Below are 16394 nucleotides of genomic sequence, written 5' to 3' on the forward strand. Positions count from 1 at the left end.
ACGAAGGACGGCTCGGCGGCGACGCCATGCCCCCGCCTTCGCCCCGCACTTAGGTTGTGTGTGGTGCATCTGGTGTTGACTGCCGCGCCGTGCGCAGGACGACCGGACGAGCCTATTAAAGGCACGCCTTGGCCGCAGCGTCACGCCGCACTGCATTGACACTACATCCTTCATGGCGCGCCGCTTCCGTCCTTGAGGAAGCTGTCGTACCAGGCCAGGTTGCGCTCCATGCGGTCGCGCAGGTAACTCGGCACGGTGAGGCCATGATGCTGGCCCGGATAGACCACCAATTCGGTGGGTATGCGCAATGAGCGCAGGGCCTGGTACATCTGCTCGGCGCCGATGCAGGGCACGTTGAAGTCGCGCTCGCCGCACTGGAACAGCGTGGGCGTCTTGATCTGGTTGGCATGCAGGAATGGGTAGCTGGCGCGGTCCCAGGCGGTGCGGTGGTCCCACGGCGTGCCGAGTTCGAGTTCGTACTCGCGCGCATATTCGTCGTCGCCGTACATGCCATACATGTTGCCGGAGCCCGCGCCGACGATGGCCGCCTTGAAGCGCGTGTCGCGCGCGATCAGCTCATCGGTGAGGATGGCGCCGTAGCTCCAGCCGCCGACGCCCAGGCGCTCCGCGTCGGCAACGCCGAGTTGCACCGCGTGATCGACGCCGGCCAGTACGTCCTGCGCGTCCTTGTTGCCCCAGTCGGCGTAAATGGCCTTGGCAAATTCGAAACCTCGGCCGGAGCTGCCGCGTGGGTTCACCGCGAGCACGGCATACCCATGGGCGGCGTAGACCTGCCAGTCCGGCATGAAGTCGTGGCTGAACTGGTACACCGGACCGCCGTGGACTCTCACGATGGTGGGATAGCGATGGCCAGGCACATAGTCGATCGGCTTGGTCAGCAGGGCATCGAGGGCGGCGCCGTCGGCGCCGGTGAAATGCACTGTCTCGGCCGCAGCGAGCCGCTTGCCGCCCAGCCAGCTGTTGTGATCGCTAAGTGCGCGCAGACCACCGCGCTCCACCGCCGCCAGCTCATTGGGATGTGTGTCGTCCGCGCCAAGCACCACGATGCGGCCGTTGCTGGAGACGTCCAGGTCGGAGTCGAAGCGATCGCCGAGGGTCAGTGCGGTGACCTTGCCCGTGGCAAGGTCGATGCGCGACAGGTGGGTGACTTCGGCCTGCTCGACCAGCGCATACACGCTGCGTCCATCCGGCGACCAGTGCGGCTTGGTGAAGCAGCGGTCGATCGGCGCCGGCAGGGTGGCCTTGCCGCTCGCCACGTCGATCACCGCCAGCTGCCAGGGTGCGTAGTAGATCCAGTGGTCCTCGCCGCTTTGCAGGTAGGCGATATGCGTGCTGTCGGGACTCCACGCCGGGCGCGTTTCCCAATAGGGATCCAGGTCGGAACCGGGGAACGTGGTGAGTTGGCGTTCCGTGGCGCCGGCCTGCGGCGCGATCACGTAGATGTCGTAGTTCAAATGACGATCGGGATCGTCCCCGCGCTTGGAGACATAGGCGACCAGCTTGCCGTCGGGCGACCAGGCCGGCAGTTGTTCATCATGCTTGCCGGGGGTGAGCAGGGTGGCTTTGCCGCTGTCGCTGTCGACGACATACAAGTGCTTATGGCGACCGTCGAGCCAGCCGCTGTCATCGTCTTTGAACTGGAAGCGATCGGTGACGATCGGCGGCGGGTTCTTTGGCTTCTTCACGCCAGCGGGTCGCTCGGGATCGAACGCGATCACCGCGAGCTGTTTGCCGTCGGGTGCGAGCACGAAATCCTCCACGCCGCTGGGCAGGTCAGTGAGCCGGCGCGGCTCGCCGCCATCGGCGGGCATCATCCACACCTGCGCCTTGCTGTCATCGTCCCTGGCGTCGCCGTCCACCTTGCGATCGGACAGGAAGGCGATGAACTTGCCATCTGCCGTCCACTGCGGCCGCGATTCATTGCTGTCGGGCGTGCGGGTGAGTTGGGTGCGCGCGCTGCCGTCATAGCGCACGCGCCACAGGTCCGACTGCGGTTGGTCACGCTCGGGGTTGGCGGTGGTGACCGTATAGACGATGAAGTTGCCGTCACGCGACAGCGCCGGCTCGCCCACGTCGGCGAGGCGGTTGACGTCCGCCGCAGTAAAGTGTGAGTCGTCGGCGTGGACGGATGCGGCGCTGGCCAGCAGCACCAGCAGGCATGGGGCCAGAGTCGAGAATCGCTTCATGGGGTGCCTTGCACGGATCGGGTGGACGCTTCGCTGCCTGCCATGGAGCGATAGGCATCGCGGGCCTGGCTGAGATAGTCGAGCGTCGTGCGCTTCTCCTCGGGCGTGTTGTAGTCGTCGCGTGCGGCGGCGGCCTCGATGGTGCGTGACAGCCAGCTGGCGAACCAGGCCGCGTCGTCGCGTGCGCTCGGCGCCAGCACATGGTCGCCCAGCCAGACGGGATTGGTAGTGGCGTAGGGATAAAGGTCGAGCACCTGCGGATCGGCGTGGTCGTTCCAGGCGCGCAACAGCACCCAGCCGCCATTGAGATCGATGTCGCCGGCAGTGTCGAACTGTCGATGATCGCCGGTCAGCGTGAAGGTCTTCACGACCTGGCCGTTGTGGACCAGCTCCAGGTGTTGGACCTCCACCGGCGAGCGCAAGGCCACGCGGTAGTGGTGGTGGCCGGTCTTTGTCAGCGTGTCGCCGGGCTTCGCCTCGTCGAGCAGCAGCCCAAGCAGCGGGCCGTTGCTGGCGAAACCATGGCCGGCTTTCAGTGCGTCCATGGCCGCTTCAACATCGCGCTTGCCGCCGGTATCCAGGAATACACGGTTCAGTCCCACCGGGCCACGCAGCGAGGCGTAGTTGGCCATGGCGTCGGTGCCCGCGCCGGTGGGCAAGTGGAAGCCGAGATTGAGCAGTCGATACCACACCTGCGCCGTGGCCTGGTGGTCCGAGAAGCCCATCACCTCGATGTAATCGACCTTGTGTTCGATCACGTCGGCAGGCAGCTCGTCGCTGAGCACGGCGTCGTGCGCCGGGTCGGGCAACGCATCGAACGGATGGACGTAGCCGACGAGTCCGCCCTGGGCGTGGGCCAAATCGGCAATCGCGCCATTGGTGGGGTAGGGACTGGCAAACGCAGTGTGCCGGTAGGCCGAAAAATCCGGGGTCAGGAAGTGATCGCCCAGATGAAGCAGGCCCAGATGTCCCCAGAAGCTGGTGTGAAATTCCTGGCCGTGCTGGACCAGGCTGCGCGGCGTGCTGGCCGGATCGGCATCAGTGCGGAACGAGGCGACATCGGGGACGCGTTCTTCCTTGTTGACCACCAGATCATAGGCGAGGTCCAGGTCCTCTGCGCGCGCTTGCCGGGCGAGGTTGACGGGAGTGTTGCGGTAGTGGCCGCCGTAGTTCATATGGATGTGCAGGTCGGCGCTGATCCAGTCGCCAAACGCGGCAGGCAGGGGCTGTGCCTGCAGTGCCGCGCGCAGCGAGGTCGTGCGCCCCGCCGGCGCTTGCAGGGTCTTGCGCCATGGCGCATAGGCGAAGCCGTGCTGCACCCATAGCTGCACCTGCCCCGCGGGCACGTCGAGCGCGCATGGCGAGCTGCAATGGAAGTAATGCGTCTCGGTGGCTTGCAGCTTGCGGTCGAAACCGTCGTCGGCATGCATCCAGGCGTCGCGGGGCGCATAGGCGCGGGCGTCGTTGCCCAGCACGGCGACACGCGCCGGCGTGCGCTCGCCACGCTCATCCACGATGTCGAGCACCAGGTGTGCCATCGCCGTCTTGTACTGCCGCGTGGTGGCAACGATGGCGTGCGTGGCGCCACCGAGCGTGTCCATCACATGCAGCGAGGTATTGCCTGATTCGTTATCGATGTAGGCAATTCGTTGGCCATCGGGCGACCAGCGTGCATTTCGGCGATCGAAGTCGCCGAACGTCAGCGGCAGGGGTGCGGCGCCACCCGGTGTGGTGAGCCAGAGCTGCTGCCACTGCCGGCCGCGATAGCTTGCGTAGAGCAGCCGTTTACCGTCCGGTGCGAGCTCCGGGCGCGCATTCCAGTTGGTCTCCTCGCTGAGGACCTTCCGGCGCTGTGCGGGATCGGCGACCGGCACCGCCCACAGGTCGCCGGTGCCCCAGGCGATTTCCGGGTTGCTGACGACATAAAGCGTCTTGCCGTCGGGTGACCATGAGGGATTGATCGCGTGATCGAACGCCGAATAGTAGTAACGGTCGAGCGTGCTCTTGCGCTCGCCGAGCAGGTTGCGCACATGGTGCAAGCCGGTCGCGTCGATATCGGCGACAAACAGGTTGAAGTGGCCCGTACCTTGCGTCGACACCCAGGCCAGCTGCCGTCCGTCGGGCGACAGGCGCGGCTCGACGTTGACCGCGCCAGCCGTGGTTAGTGGCTTCTCGCGGCCGCTCGCCAGATCGAGTCGCCACAATTCGATCGCCTTGCCGTCGTAGCGGGTGAAAACCACGCTGCGGCCGTCACGCGCCACATCGGGCTGGTCGTCATAGGCGTGCGCGGCACGGGTCAGCTCGGTCGCGGTGTCGCCATCGACAGGTTGCCGCCACAGCGAGCCGGCCATGCTGTAGACCAGCGTGTCGCCGTCGGGCAGGAAGCTCACCGAGCCGGGCCCGGTGGTGAGCTGCGGCAGGTACAGCTCGCGCCAGTAGTAGCTGTGCGGAAGGTCGACCTGCTTTAGCACGGGCTCACGTGCGGCATGCGCCGCACCCATGCATGACAGCAGGGCGAGCAGAAGGGCCGAGTGGCGGCGAAGCATCGCGTCAGAGCCCCGCGAGTGCCTGGTCGAGGCTGGCGCGCACCAGCACCATCGCCTCGTCCACCTCGCCCGAGCTCACGTTCAGCGGCGGCATGAAACGTACCGTACTGGTGCCGCAGGAAAGCAGCAGCAGACCGTTGTGGAAGGCGCGGGTCACCACGTCGTCACACAGCGCGCGCGCGGGGCTGCGTTCGGCGTCGCTCTCGACCAGTTCCATGCCGATCATCAGTCCCTTGCCGCGTACTTCGCCGATGCAGGGATAGTCGCGCGCCAGCTCCCGCAGGCGCGCGATGAAATGCTCGCCGACCGTGGCGGCGTTGTCGGCGAATCCACCGGCGACGAGGTCGAGCGTGGCATTGGCCGCGGCGCAGGCCAACGGGTTGCCGCCGTAGGTGTTGCCATGTGCGCCGCGTTTCCATTGCGACATCAGCGATTTCTTCGCCACCACCGCGCCGATCGGCAGGCCCGAACCGAGACCCTTCGCCAAGGTCATGATGTCGGGGGCGACGTTCCAGTGCTCGCAGGCAAACATCTTGCCGCTGCGACCTACGCCCGACTGCACTTCGTCGAAGATCAGCAGGATGCCGTGCTGGTCGCACAGTGCGCGCAGCCCGGCCAGGAAACCGTCCGGCGGGACCAAATAACCGCCTTCGCCCTGGATCGGTTCGACCAGGATCGCCGCGACCTCGGCGGCGGGCACGCTGCGCTCGAACAGCATGCGGATGTAGTCGAGCACGGCCTGGCCCTGGTCGGCGCCGGCGAACAGCGGCCGGTACGGGTTCGGAAACGGCACGTGGGTGACGCCGGGCATGGTCGGCGCGAAACCGAGCTGCTGTGTGTACTTGCTTGAGGTGAACGACAGCGAGCCCATGGTGCGGCCATGAAAGCCACCCAGGAAGCCGAGATAGCGCGGCCGCCGCGTGACATAGCGTGCCAGCTTCAGCGCACCTTCCACCGCTTCGGTGCCGGACTGGCACAGGAAGCTCATCGCCGGCTCGCCAGCAAGCGTGGTCATGGGATTCACGCGCGCGAGTCGCTCGCCAAGACTGGTCATCTCTTCATGCCAGTAGTCACTGGAGATGTGCAGGAACTGATCGGCTGCCGCCTTGACCGCCGCGACCACCTGCGGATGCGCGTGACCGGTCGAGCACACGGCGATGCCGGCTGCGAAGTCGAGGAAGCGATTGCCGTCGACATCCCAGACCTCGGTGCCACGGCCGTGCGACATCACGAACGGATAGTCGCGTGGATACGAAGGAGAGATCACCTCGGCGTCGCGGGCGAGCATGGCGCGAGCATTCGGGCCAGGCAGGGCGGTCCGGATGTGGTTCGAATGGGGTGCGGTGGTGTTCACGGCAGTCCTTCGGGTTGCAGCGGCAGGTGGACAGGGCGTGCGTGCGTTTCACGGGTGCGGGCGCGCAGTGCGCGCAAGGTGTCGAGCTCGTCCGGTGTGGGCGGGGCGATCGTGTCGATATCGTCGGCCAGCTCGAGTGGCCAGCCCACCGCGGCGCGCGCCTCCTCGACGCTGGCATCGGCGAACAGCGCGACCAGTTGCAGCTCGTCGGTTTCCCGATGCGGCGCCAACATGCCGAAATCGGTGATGACCGCACGCGGTCCGCCGCCAGGCGCACGACTACGTGCGCGCGCGCCGTGCCCATCGAGGTAGCCCGCGCTGGTGCAGAAATCCAGGCGCTCGACAAAGCTGCGCTTGGTTGCCTTGGCCATCACGAACACCTGCCTGGCGTGCATGGCAATCTCAGGCGCGCCGCCGGCGCCCGGCAGACGTGTCGTCGGCTGCTCGTAGGGGCCGATCACGGTGCTGTTGAGGTTGCCGTAGCGATCGATCTGCGCGGCACCGAGAAAACCAATATCGACGCGCCCGGCCTGCAGGTAGTAGCTGAATACCTCCGGCAGCGGCACCACATAGGCTGCCGTCTGGGCCAGTTCGCCGTCGCCGATGGACAATGGCAAGACGTCCGGTCGTGTGCCGATGGTGCCCGATTCATAGATCAGCACGATGCCCGGTGCATGCGTGAGGCGGGCCAGGTTGCAGGCCGCACTCGGCAGGCCGATGCCGACAAAGCACACGCTCTTGTTGGGCAGCAGGCGCGCGGCGGCGACCGTCATCCATTCATGGCGCGAACATGCGCTCATGCATCGGCCTGTTTCAGGCCGGCGAGAAACGCCTGGTGATCATGGCTACGAACCACATGCCGATCCATCCAGGCGAGGAAGTCGTCGCGTTCGCGCGCGACCGAGTCCCAGTGTTGATAGAAGGCGTTGTCGCGGGTGTAATGCCCCTGCGCATAGGACGGATACGCGCCGCCCGGGCAATGCACCACCGCCGTGACGATCCAGTGCGGCAACACGATGGCATTCATGGCCGGCGGAAGCTCGTCAACGATCTCCTCGACGGTCACGATCAGCGTATGTGCCGCCAGCGCCGCTTCACGGGCCGCACCGAGTATGCCTTCGATGGCGACATTGCCCTCGCGGTCGGCGCGCTGCGCGTGCAGGATGGTGACGTCGGGATTGATCGCCGCTACGGCGGCCAGTGACTCGCCGGTGAAGGGGCAGGTGATGCTGCGGATATTCGGGTTGCATGCTGGCAGGTCAGTACCGGCATACCCGCGCAGCGTGCCAAAGGGCAGCCGCGCCGCACCCGCGCAGAACGCGGCGGCCATGCCCGCGTGGCTGTGCTCGTCCAGTTCGAGCCGGTTCGGCCACTGGTGTTCCACCGCATCGCGCAGGCGATGCAGCGAGCCGACGCCGGGATTGCCGCCCCAGGAGAAGGTGAGCTTGCGTGCGCAGCCCATGCCGATCATCTGGTCGTAGACCAGGTCTGGCGTCATGCGTATCAAATGAAGCTGGCGTTTGCGCTGGCGAATGATTTCGTGGCCGGCGGCAAACGGGATCAGATGCGTGAAGCCTTCCAGGGCCACGCTGGCGCCGTTGGGGATGTAGTCGTGAATCGCATCGGCTAGGGAGAAGAACATGCGCGAGCCTCTTGATGGTCTGCACGTGGCCCGCGCCGCCCTCGGCATGCGCGCAGGACGAGGGTGAGCGAGGAAAGGTCGGTCACTACACGCAAGCAGCATTCACTCCACGACCGTGCGCGACTGCTCGCGCAGGTATTGCGCGAGGTAATAGAACGAGGCGATCGCCTTGCCGGTGGAGCCCGAACCCTTCCAGCCGCCGAACGGCTGGTAGCCAGGCCATGCACCCGTGGTGGCGCCCTGCGGGCGATTGGCATAGGTAACGCCGGCCTCGATGTGGTCGTGGAACCAGGCCACTTCATCCTCGCCACCGAAGAAGCCTGCGGTGAGGCCCATCGACGTATCGTTCGCCAGCCGCATCGCCTCGTCGCGATCGTCATAGCGATGCAGCATCAGAATCGGCAGGAACATCTCCTGCTGCCATAGCGGATGCGCAAGCGGAGCCTCCGCCAACAGCGGCTCGACGTAGTAGCCGCGCGCGAACGCCGGGTCGCCACCGCTGGCCACGCCAAGGCGGGCGCCGCCGCTGAGCAGGCGCGCACCCGCAGCGCGCAGGTCAGCGGCGTAGCGCAAGTAGTTGGCGTAGGCGGATGCGTTGACGACCGGCCCCAGCCAATGCTCGCGCCGGCGCGGATCGCCAATGCGGATGGCGGCGATTTGTGCTTGCAGGCGCTCGATCAGCGCATCAGCGATGCTCTCATGCACGTATACGCGCGAGAGCGCCGAACACTTCTGTCCGGTCATGCCGTAGGCGGAGCGTGCAATGCCAGCGGCCGCGCGGTCGAGGTCAGCCTTGGCGGTGACGATGCAGGGGTTCTTGCCGCCCATCTCGGCGATGCACGGGCGTGGAAAGGTACCACCCACCATGTGCTGCATGAGTTGCCGGCCCACCGGCACCGAGCCGGTAAAGGTGATGCCCGCGGTGTGCGGATGCCGCACCAGGGCTTCGCCAATCTCGCGCCCCGAGCCGGACAGATAATTGAACACGCCGGCCGGCAGGCCCGCGTCGCGAATGCAATCGGCCAGCAGGCGACCGGCCCACGGGGTGTCGCTGGCGCCCTTGAGTACCACCGTATTGCCGGTGACCAGGGCGGCGGCGGTCGGGCCGCCGGCCAGTGCGAGCGGGAAGTTGAACGGTGCGATCACCACCCACACGCCGTAGGGCCGCATCACGCTGGCATTATGCGAAGCGATGCCATCGATGGGGTCGTCCGGGAGCGGGTTGGCGTAGCCGGCGTGGCTTTCGAAATCGTTGGCGTAATGGTGGAAGAAATCGACCGTCTCCTGCGCTTCGCCCAGCGCCTCCATGCGGTTCTTGCCGACTTCCAGCGTGAGCGCGGCGGCGATGTCGTAGACCCGCTGTTCCATCAGGTCGCCGACACGTCGCACCAGCCGCGCACGCTCGGCCACTGGCGTCGCGCGCCAGGCCGGAAAAGCCGCTTGCGCCGCGGCCATGGCTTCGTCGGCGTCGGCCGGACACGCCAGGGCGAACTCGCCAAGCCGAAGCTCGCTGTCGAACGGCGCGCGGCGATCGGCGTACTCCGCGGCATAGCAGTCGGCGCCATTGACGAACAAGGGATGGCGGCCGCCCAGGCCAGCCTCGACGCGGGCCATGGCGGCCTCGAAGCGCTCGTGCATCGCCTCCGGCGGGTTGTGCATGGTGGCGTAGGTAAGACGAAAACTCATGGAGGAGTCCTCAGCACGGTGCGGGAAAGAAGCGCGCCAGCAGGCGATCGAGCAGGGCCAGCGCATCGGCCAGCGCATGCTCGTCGACGACCAGTGGCGGCGCCAGCAGGATCAGGTTGCCGCGACATGCGAACGAAACGCCCTCGTCCATTGCCGCTTCGACCAGCGCGTTGAGCGCGGCGGGCATCGTCGGCCACGCTGCCAGCGGCTCGCGGGTGACGCGGTCGGCGACCAGCTCGATGACGGCGAACAGGCCATGGCCTCCACGCACATCGCCGATGACAGGGTGGCGGGACTGCATGGTCTGCAACTCGGCGAACATGCGCGCGCCCAAGGTGCGCGAGCGGGTGATCAGGTCTTCGTTCTCGTAGGCGCGTAGCGCCGCGAGTCCGGCGGCGCAGGACAAGGGGTGTCCGCAATAGGTGAGCCCGGTATAAAGCATGTCGTGCTGCAGCCGCGCCGCGATGTCGGCCGAAAGCACCACCGCACCGAGCGGCAGATGGGCGCCGGTGAGGCCTTTCGCCAAGGTCATCAAATCCGGCTTGCCGATATCGCCGTAGCGTTGCCAGGCAAACCATTCGCCGCAGCGGCCGAAGCCGCTCATCACTTCGTCGGCGATCAGGTAGACCCCGCGCGAGCGGGTGGCCTGGCGCAGGTTCGGCCAATAGTTGTCCGGCGCCACGATGCCATTGGTGCCGGCGTTGGGCTCCATGAGTACGGCGGCGATGCTGTCCGCGCCGAGGCGCTCGATCGTTTCGGCTATCGCCACCACGGCACGCTCGCCGCAGGTCGCTGGGTCATGGCTGCCGAAGGCGCCGCGATAAGCATACGGCGGCGGTACATGGAGCACGCCGAGCGCTTCTGGATCGACCTGGTCGCGCGTACGCACATCGCCCGAGAAGGCCATGCAGGCGTAGCTCGCGCCGTGGTAGGAGCGCTCGCGCGTAATGATGTGGCCATGCGGCTTGCCGCTGGCCTGGCGCGCAAACTTCACCGCGTTCTCGTTCGCGTCTGCCCCGGCCAGGGTGAAGAACACCCGGCCGCCTTCGAAGCCGGCCTTCTGCAGCAGGGCTTCGGCCAGCGCAGTGCGTGGCTCGGCGCCCCAGGCCGAGGTGACGAAGCACAACTGCTCGGCCTGGCGGCGGATTGCCTCGACCACGGCGGGATGCTGGTGGCCGAGGTTACTGCATTCGGCCAGGCTGCTCATGTCCAGGATACGACGGCCGTCGGCCAGCTCGAGGTATGCGCCGCTGCCGCCGACTACCGTCGGCGCTCGCCATTGAGACTGCACGCACCAGCTGTGCAGGACGCTATCGCCTTCGTATGCCAAGCCTCTCCCCCCGGATCGACCTTGTTCGATTACCGAACACTAATTCGTATTGCGAACTCATTGGAATCCTTCTAGGCTCGATCTGTCAATGGACCTTCGTGGCGTATGGCATCGAACTCTTTCGAAGACAGTGCGGACTACGTACAGTCGCTGGCGCGCGGGCTTCAGGTACTGCGTGCCTTTGATCGCGGACTGGCCAATCCCAACCTGACCCAGGTCGCCGAACGCACCGGTCTGTCGCGTGCGGTGACGCGTCGCCTGCTGTTGACGTTTCAGCACCTGGGCTATGTCGGCAGCCAAGGTCGCAGCTTCTATCTCACGCCGCGCGTGCTCGAGCTTGGCTACAGCTACCTCAGTTCGTTGGACCTGACCGAGCTGGCGCAGCAGAGCATGGCCTTGCTCTCTGAGCGTGTCGGCGAGTCCTGTTCGATGGCCGTGCTGGACGGCAGCGACATCGTGTATGTGTTGCGCGTGCCGGTGCGCCGCGTGATGAGCGTGGCGCTTGGCATTGGCGCGCGCCTGCCGGCGTTCGCCACGTCGATGGGGCGCGCGATACTGTCCGGCCTTCCCGAGGCCGAGCTGGCCGGCTGGCTGCGCGGCCAGAAGTTCCGGCCCCTTACGGCATTCACGCTGCGCACGGCGACAGCACTCAAGGCTGAGATCAGGCACGTTCGTGAACAAGGCTATGCGCTGGTGTCACGCGAGCTCGAAATCGGGCTGTTTTCGATTGCCGTGCCGATCCGCGCGGGTGACGGTCGCATCGTCGCGGCACTGAACGTCGGCATGCCCTACAGCGATGACGCCCCGGCGCGCGCGGCGAAACTGATCCTCCCGGCGCTGCAGGATGCGCAACGTTCGATCGAACACACCATCCAACGTGGTGGCTGGCAACCGCACATGGCCATGCAAGGGGTCTATGACTAGCGCCTACCTCGTCGACGCGACCCGCACGCCGTTTGGCCGCCACGCCGGAGCGTTGGCCAGCGTGCGCGCCGACGACCTGGCGGCACTGCCGATCGCCGCGCTGATGAAGCGCCACCCAAGGCTTGACTGGGCGGCGCTGGACGAGGTGATCCTCGGCTGCGCGAACCAGGCGGGCGAGGACAACCGCAACGTGGCACGCATGGCGGGGCTGCTGTCGGGCCTGCCGGACAGCGTGCCCGCGGTCACCGTCAACCGGCTGTGCGCCTCGGGGCTGGAAGCGATTGGCCAGGCGGCGCGCTCGATCGCCTGCGGCGAGGCGGATCTGGTGATCGCCGGTGGTGTCGAGAGCATGTCGCGCGCGCCCTATGTGATGGCCAAGGCGGCGGGCGCTTACACGCGCGAGCAGAAACTCGAAGACACGACCTTGGGCTGGCGCCTGGTGAATTCGCGCATGCAGGACACCTACGGCATCGATTCGATGGCCCAGACGGCGGAGAACCTCGCGCGCGAACATGCGATCGACCGCGCCGACCAGGATGCGTATGCGCTGCGCAGCCAACAGCGGGCCGCGCATGCGCAGCAGCAGGGTTGGCTCGCCGAAGAGATCACTGCCGTTGATGCGCCGCGAGGCAAACAGACGGTGGCCGTCCAGGCGGACGAGCATCTGCGCCCGGACACCACGGCCGCCCAGCTCGCCGCGCTCACGCCCCTGCTTGGCACGAACACCAGCATCACCGCAGGCAATGCCTCCGGTCTCAACGACGGCGCGGGCGCCGTGCTGCTGGCATCGGAAGCGGCGCTACGCAAGTACGGTCTGCAGCCGCTGGCGCGCATCGTTGGCATGGCCTCGGCCGGTGTCGCACCGCGTGTGATGGGTATCGGACCGATTTCAGCGATGCGCAAGTTGTTCGCACGTACCGGCCTGGGTCTGCACGACTTCGATCGCATCGAGATCAACGAAGCGTTTGCCGCGCAGGTACTGGCCTGCTCGCGCACGCTTGGTTTGCCGGACGATGCCGAACATCTCAACGCCAACGGTGGCGCGATCGCGCTCGGCCATCCGCTCGGTGCCAGCGGTGCACGCCTGGCGATGACCGCGGCCTATGCGCTGCGCCGGCACGGGCAGCAGCGCGCGCTGGTCAGTCTTTGTGTCGGCGTCGGGCAGGGCTTGGCCCTGGCCCTGGAGCGAGCATGAAACGCGTGCTGAATCTACGTCTCGTCACCGCCCTGGCGGCGTTGCTACCACTGGCGGCTCACGCAGCGCAGGACGTGGCCACCAGCCAGAACGCGCTCGGTCGCGAGCTGTTGAGCGAATTGATCGCCATCGACTCGACCTCGGAACACGGCAGCACCACCGTGGCGGCGGAAAAGCTGGCGCAGCGGTTTCTCGCCGCGGGCTTCGCCCCGACCGATGTGCAGGTGGTCGGTGACGACCCGAAACGGCGCAACCTGGTAGTGCGGCTGCATGGCCGCGGCGAACGCGAGCCGGTGCTGCTGCTGGCGCATCTGGACGTGGTCGAGGCGCGGCGCGAGGACTGGCACGTCGACCCCTTCACCCTGACCGAACGCGATGGCTACTTCTACGGTCGCGGCACCATGGACATCAAGGGCGGCGGGGCAGGGCTGGTCAGTGCGCTATTGCGTCTACATCGCGAAGGCATCAAGCCCAAGGGCGACTACATACTCGCGCTTACCGCCGGCGAGGAGGATGGTGTTTCCAACGGAGTGGAGTGGCTGCTCGCGCATCGCCCCGAACTGATCCGCTCGGCGTATTCGATCAATGTCGACGGCGGTGGACCGGAGACCCGTGCCGGCAGGCCCGCTGTGCTGTCGGTGGAAACCGCGGAAAAGGTCTTCCTGAGCTACACGCTCACCGTACACAACGCCGGCGGCCACAGCTCCCTGCCGACCGCCGACAACGCCATTTATCGGCTCGCCAAGGCGCTGGATCGGCTGTCGTCGTTGCAGTTCCCGTTGCGCTCCAACGCGGCGACGCGCGGCTATTACGGCGGACTGGCAACGTTTTACAGCGGCCAGACCGCCGGCGACATGCGCGCCGTGGCGCATGAGCCGTCTGATCCTGCTGCGCTTGCACGACTCGCGGCAAGCTCCGCGTACAACAACTCCCAGCTGCGCAGCACGTGCGTGCCGACCCTGCTGCAAGGCGGGCATGCCGAGAACGCGTTGCCGCAGATGGCGCGCGCCACCATCAACTGCCGCCTGTTGCCGGACGAAGACCTCGACCAGGTGAATGTCGCGCTGAAGCGCGCCGTGGCCGACCCGGTGGTCGAGATCGCACGGGTCGCCCCGCCCAAACCGAGTCCGCCAAGCCCGGTGGACAAGGCGCTGTTCGCGCAGGTCGCCAGCACAGCCAAGAGCATGTGGGGGTCGATCCTGGTGGCGCCGTATATGGCCGCCGGCGCATCCGACAGCGTGTTCCTGCGCGCGGCCGGCATGCCGTCGTATGTGTTCAACGGCCTTCCCTATGACGTCGACGACGACCGTTCGCATGGGCAGGACGAACGCATCCTGGTCGATGCCTACTACCAGTCGCTGGAATTCAACTACCGCTTGCTCAAAGACCTGTAAGGAGCTGCATCGTCCTATGCACCGCACCGTGTCCCAAACCAAGCGCCCCGCCTGCTGTTCGGATCAATGTGCCGAGCGGTGTGGGGCATACGAATGATGACCGAACATGCCACCGGTACGCTGGAGCAGGCGCTGGCCCATGCGGAGCGACTGCTTGCGCGAGATCCCGTGCTGGCCGGTGAGCAGGCCGCGGAAATCTTAAAGATCGTTGCGGGCCACCCGGTGGCCGTGCGCGTGATGGCGGTGGCGCGGGCGGCGCAGGACGACCTGCCGGGCGCGCTCGACCTTCTGGTGCCGCTGGCGCGGGCGCAGCCGACGTGGGCGCTGGTCCATCTCGACCTGGGTGTTGCGCTAGGCCGTAGCGGCCAGGGACACGCGGCGATCAACGCGCTGCGCCGGGCCGTGGCATTGAAACCCGACCTGCCGCAAGCGTGGCGCGAGCTTGGCGATCACCTGATGGCCGCGGGCGAGCACGACGCTGCCGATGCCGCGTATGCCGAGCATGTTCGCCATTCCACCCGCGACCCGGGCCTGCTTGCCGCCGCCACCGCGCTGGTCGAGAACCGCATCCCGCAAGCGGAGACACTACTGGGCGAGCACTTGCGCCAGGCGCCGACCGACGTCGCCGCGATGCGCATGTTCGCCGAAGTTGCCGCACGCACGGGGCGCAACGAGGAGGCCCTGAGCCTGCTTGCACGATGCCTGGAGCTGGCGCCCGGCTTCGATGCCGCGCGCCAGAACTACGCGCTGCTATTGCACCGTTGCAACCAGCCTGAGCTGGCCTTGGCCGAACTCGAGCGCTTGCTCGCGGTAGCGCCGGGTCACCCGGGCCACCGCAACCTCAAGGCGGCGGTGCTGTGCCGGATCGGCGACTACGAGCCCGCGATCGGCATCTACGCCGACCTGCTCGAGCAGTATCCAGGCAATCCGAAGGTGTGGATGAGCTACGGCCACGCGCTGAAGACGGCGGGTTCCGGCGACCGTGCGATTGCCGCCTATCGGCGCAGCCTGGCACTGGAACCGTCCTTCGGCGAGGTTTGGTGGAGTCTGGCCAACCTCAAGACCTTCCGCTTCAGCACCGATGATCTGGCGACCATGCGCGCGCAACTGGCGCGCACCGAGCTGGACGAGGCCGATCGCCTGCATCTGGAGTTCGCCATCGGCAAGGCGCTGGAAGATGAGGGCGAGTACGCATCTTCATTCCGGCATTACGCGCAGGGCAATGCGATCCGCCGCGCGCAATTGCACTACAGCGCCGACGAGACCAGCGCGCGCGTGCGCCATATTCGCGAACGCTATACGCGCGAGTTCTTCGCCGAGCGCGCCGAGATGGGTTGCCAGGCCGCCGATCCGATCTTCATCGTCGGCCTGCCGCGCGCAGGTTCCACCCTGATCGAGCAGATCCTGTCCAGCCACAGCCAGGTCGAAGGCACCATGGAGCTGCCGGAGATCACTTCGATCACGCGCACGTTGCGCGCACAGGGGGAAGCCACCAGCGCCATGCCTTATCACGAAGCGCTGGCGACTCTCGATGGAGACGCGCTGTGCGAGCTGGGCAAGCGCTACCTCGCCCACACCAGCATCCAGCGCAAGACCACGGCTCCGTTCTTCATCGACAAGATGCCGAACAACTTCATGCATCTGGGACTGATTCACCTGATCCTGCCGAACGCGAAGATTATCGATGCACGTCGGCATCCCTTGGCGTGCTGCTTTTCCGCTTTCAAGCAGCACTTCGCCAGGGGCCAGAGTTTCAGCTACAGCCAGGAAGACCTGGGGCGCTACTACCGCGACTACGTCGGCCTGATGAGTCATTTTGACGAGGTGATGCCTGGGCGCATCCACCGCGTCATCTACGAGCACATGGTCGAGGACACCGAGGGAGAGGTTCGGCGTCTTCTCGACTATTGCGGTCTGCCGTTCGAGCCATCGTGTCTCCGTTTCTTCGAGAACGCCCGGCCGGTGCGCACGGCGAGTTCCGAACAGGTACGCAGACCGATTTACCGCGAGGGTGTGGATCACTGGCGGCATTACGCGGCGTGGTTGGCGCCGTTGGAACAAGCACTGGGGCCGGTGCTCGGGCGATATCCCGATCCGCCGGAAATGAAGACGTAAG

Annotated in this window: 11 protein-coding genes; 4 read left to right on the top strand and 7 right to left on the bottom strand. The window is 66.5% G+C overall.

Going from position 1 to position 16394, the window contains the following annotated elements; translation table 11 throughout:
* Positions 1-170 precede the first annotated feature (170 nt).
* From ACT01B_RS09350 to ACT01B_RS09380, 7 genes are all read right to left on the bottom strand, one after another.
* The gene (locus tag ACT01B_RS09350) at positions 171-2207 is read right to left on the bottom strand and encodes a prolyl oligopeptidase family serine peptidase (RefSeq protein ID WP_445147076.1); all 2037 of its coding nucleotides are present in this window, start codon (positions 2205-2207) and stop codon (positions 171-173) included.
* Entirely contained in the window at positions 2204-4753 is a 2550-nt protein-coding gene (locus ACT01B_RS09355) for a CehA/McbA family metallohydrolase (protein ID WP_445147077.1), read from the bottom strand. Before ACT01B_RS09355 ends, ACT01B_RS09350 begins: the two co-directional genes overlap by 4 nt.
* A 4-nt stretch (positions 4754-4757) precedes the next feature.
* Positions 4758-6107: an acetyl ornithine aminotransferase family protein gene (locus tag ACT01B_RS09360; RefSeq protein ID WP_445147078.1), complete on the bottom strand. Its 1350-nt coding sequence runs from the start codon at positions 6105-6107 to the stop codon at positions 4758-4760.
* Positions 6104-6907: a CoA-transferase subunit beta gene (locus ACT01B_RS09365; RefSeq protein WP_445147079.1), complete on the bottom strand. Its 804-nt coding sequence runs from the start codon at positions 6905-6907 to the stop codon at positions 6104-6106. Before ACT01B_RS09365 ends, ACT01B_RS09360 begins: the two co-directional genes overlap by 4 nt.
* On the bottom strand, positions 6904-7749 hold the full coding sequence (locus tag ACT01B_RS09370) for a CoA transferase subunit A (RefSeq protein ID WP_445147080.1): 846 nt from the start codon (positions 7747-7749) through the stop codon (positions 6904-6906). Before ACT01B_RS09370 ends, ACT01B_RS09365 begins: the two co-directional genes overlap by 4 nt.
* Before the next feature lie 102 nt (positions 7750-7851).
* Positions 7852-9435, bottom strand: coding sequence for an aldehyde dehydrogenase family protein (locus ACT01B_RS09375; RefSeq protein WP_445147081.1), 1584 nt, complete (start codon positions 9433-9435; stop codon positions 7852-7854).
* 10 nt (positions 9436-9445) lie between these two features.
* Positions 9446-10765 (bottom strand): aminotransferase family protein, encoded by a 1320-nt coding sequence (locus ACT01B_RS09380; RefSeq protein WP_445147082.1) that lies wholly within the window; start codon positions 10763-10765, stop codon positions 9446-9448.
* A 105-nt stretch (positions 10766-10870) separates the two neighbouring features.
* Here ACT01B_RS09380 and ACT01B_RS09385 point away from each other — a divergent pair, with 105 nt between their 5' ends.
* From ACT01B_RS09385 to ACT01B_RS09400, 4 genes are all read left to right on the top strand, one after another.
* A complete protein-coding gene (locus ACT01B_RS09385) occupies positions 10871-11689 on the top strand; it encodes an IclR family transcriptional regulator domain-containing protein (protein ID WP_445147083.1) in 819 nt (272 codons plus the stop codon).
* The gene (pcaF, locus tag ACT01B_RS09390) at positions 11682-12884 is read left to right on the top strand and encodes a 3-oxoadipyl-CoA thiolase (RefSeq protein ID WP_445147084.1); all 1203 of its coding nucleotides are present in this window, start codon (positions 11682-11684) and stop codon (positions 12882-12884) included. The genes ACT01B_RS09385 and pcaF overlap by 8 nt, the downstream gene beginning before the upstream one ends.
* Positions 12881-14278, top strand: a complete 1398-nt coding sequence (locus tag ACT01B_RS09395; RefSeq protein WP_445147085.1) for a M20/M25/M40 family metallo-hydrolase — start codon at positions 12881-12883, stop codon at positions 14276-14278. The genes pcaF and ACT01B_RS09395 overlap by 4 nt, the downstream gene beginning before the upstream one ends.
* Before the next feature lie 93 nt (positions 14279-14371).
* Positions 14372-16393, top strand: coding sequence for a tetratricopeptide repeat-containing sulfotransferase family protein (locus ACT01B_RS09400; protein WP_445147086.1), 2022 nt, complete (start codon positions 14372-14374; stop codon positions 16391-16393).
* Position 16394 lies beyond the last annotated feature (1 nt).

The sequence above is a fragment of the Dyella sp. Tek66A03 genome (assembly GCF_052567735.1).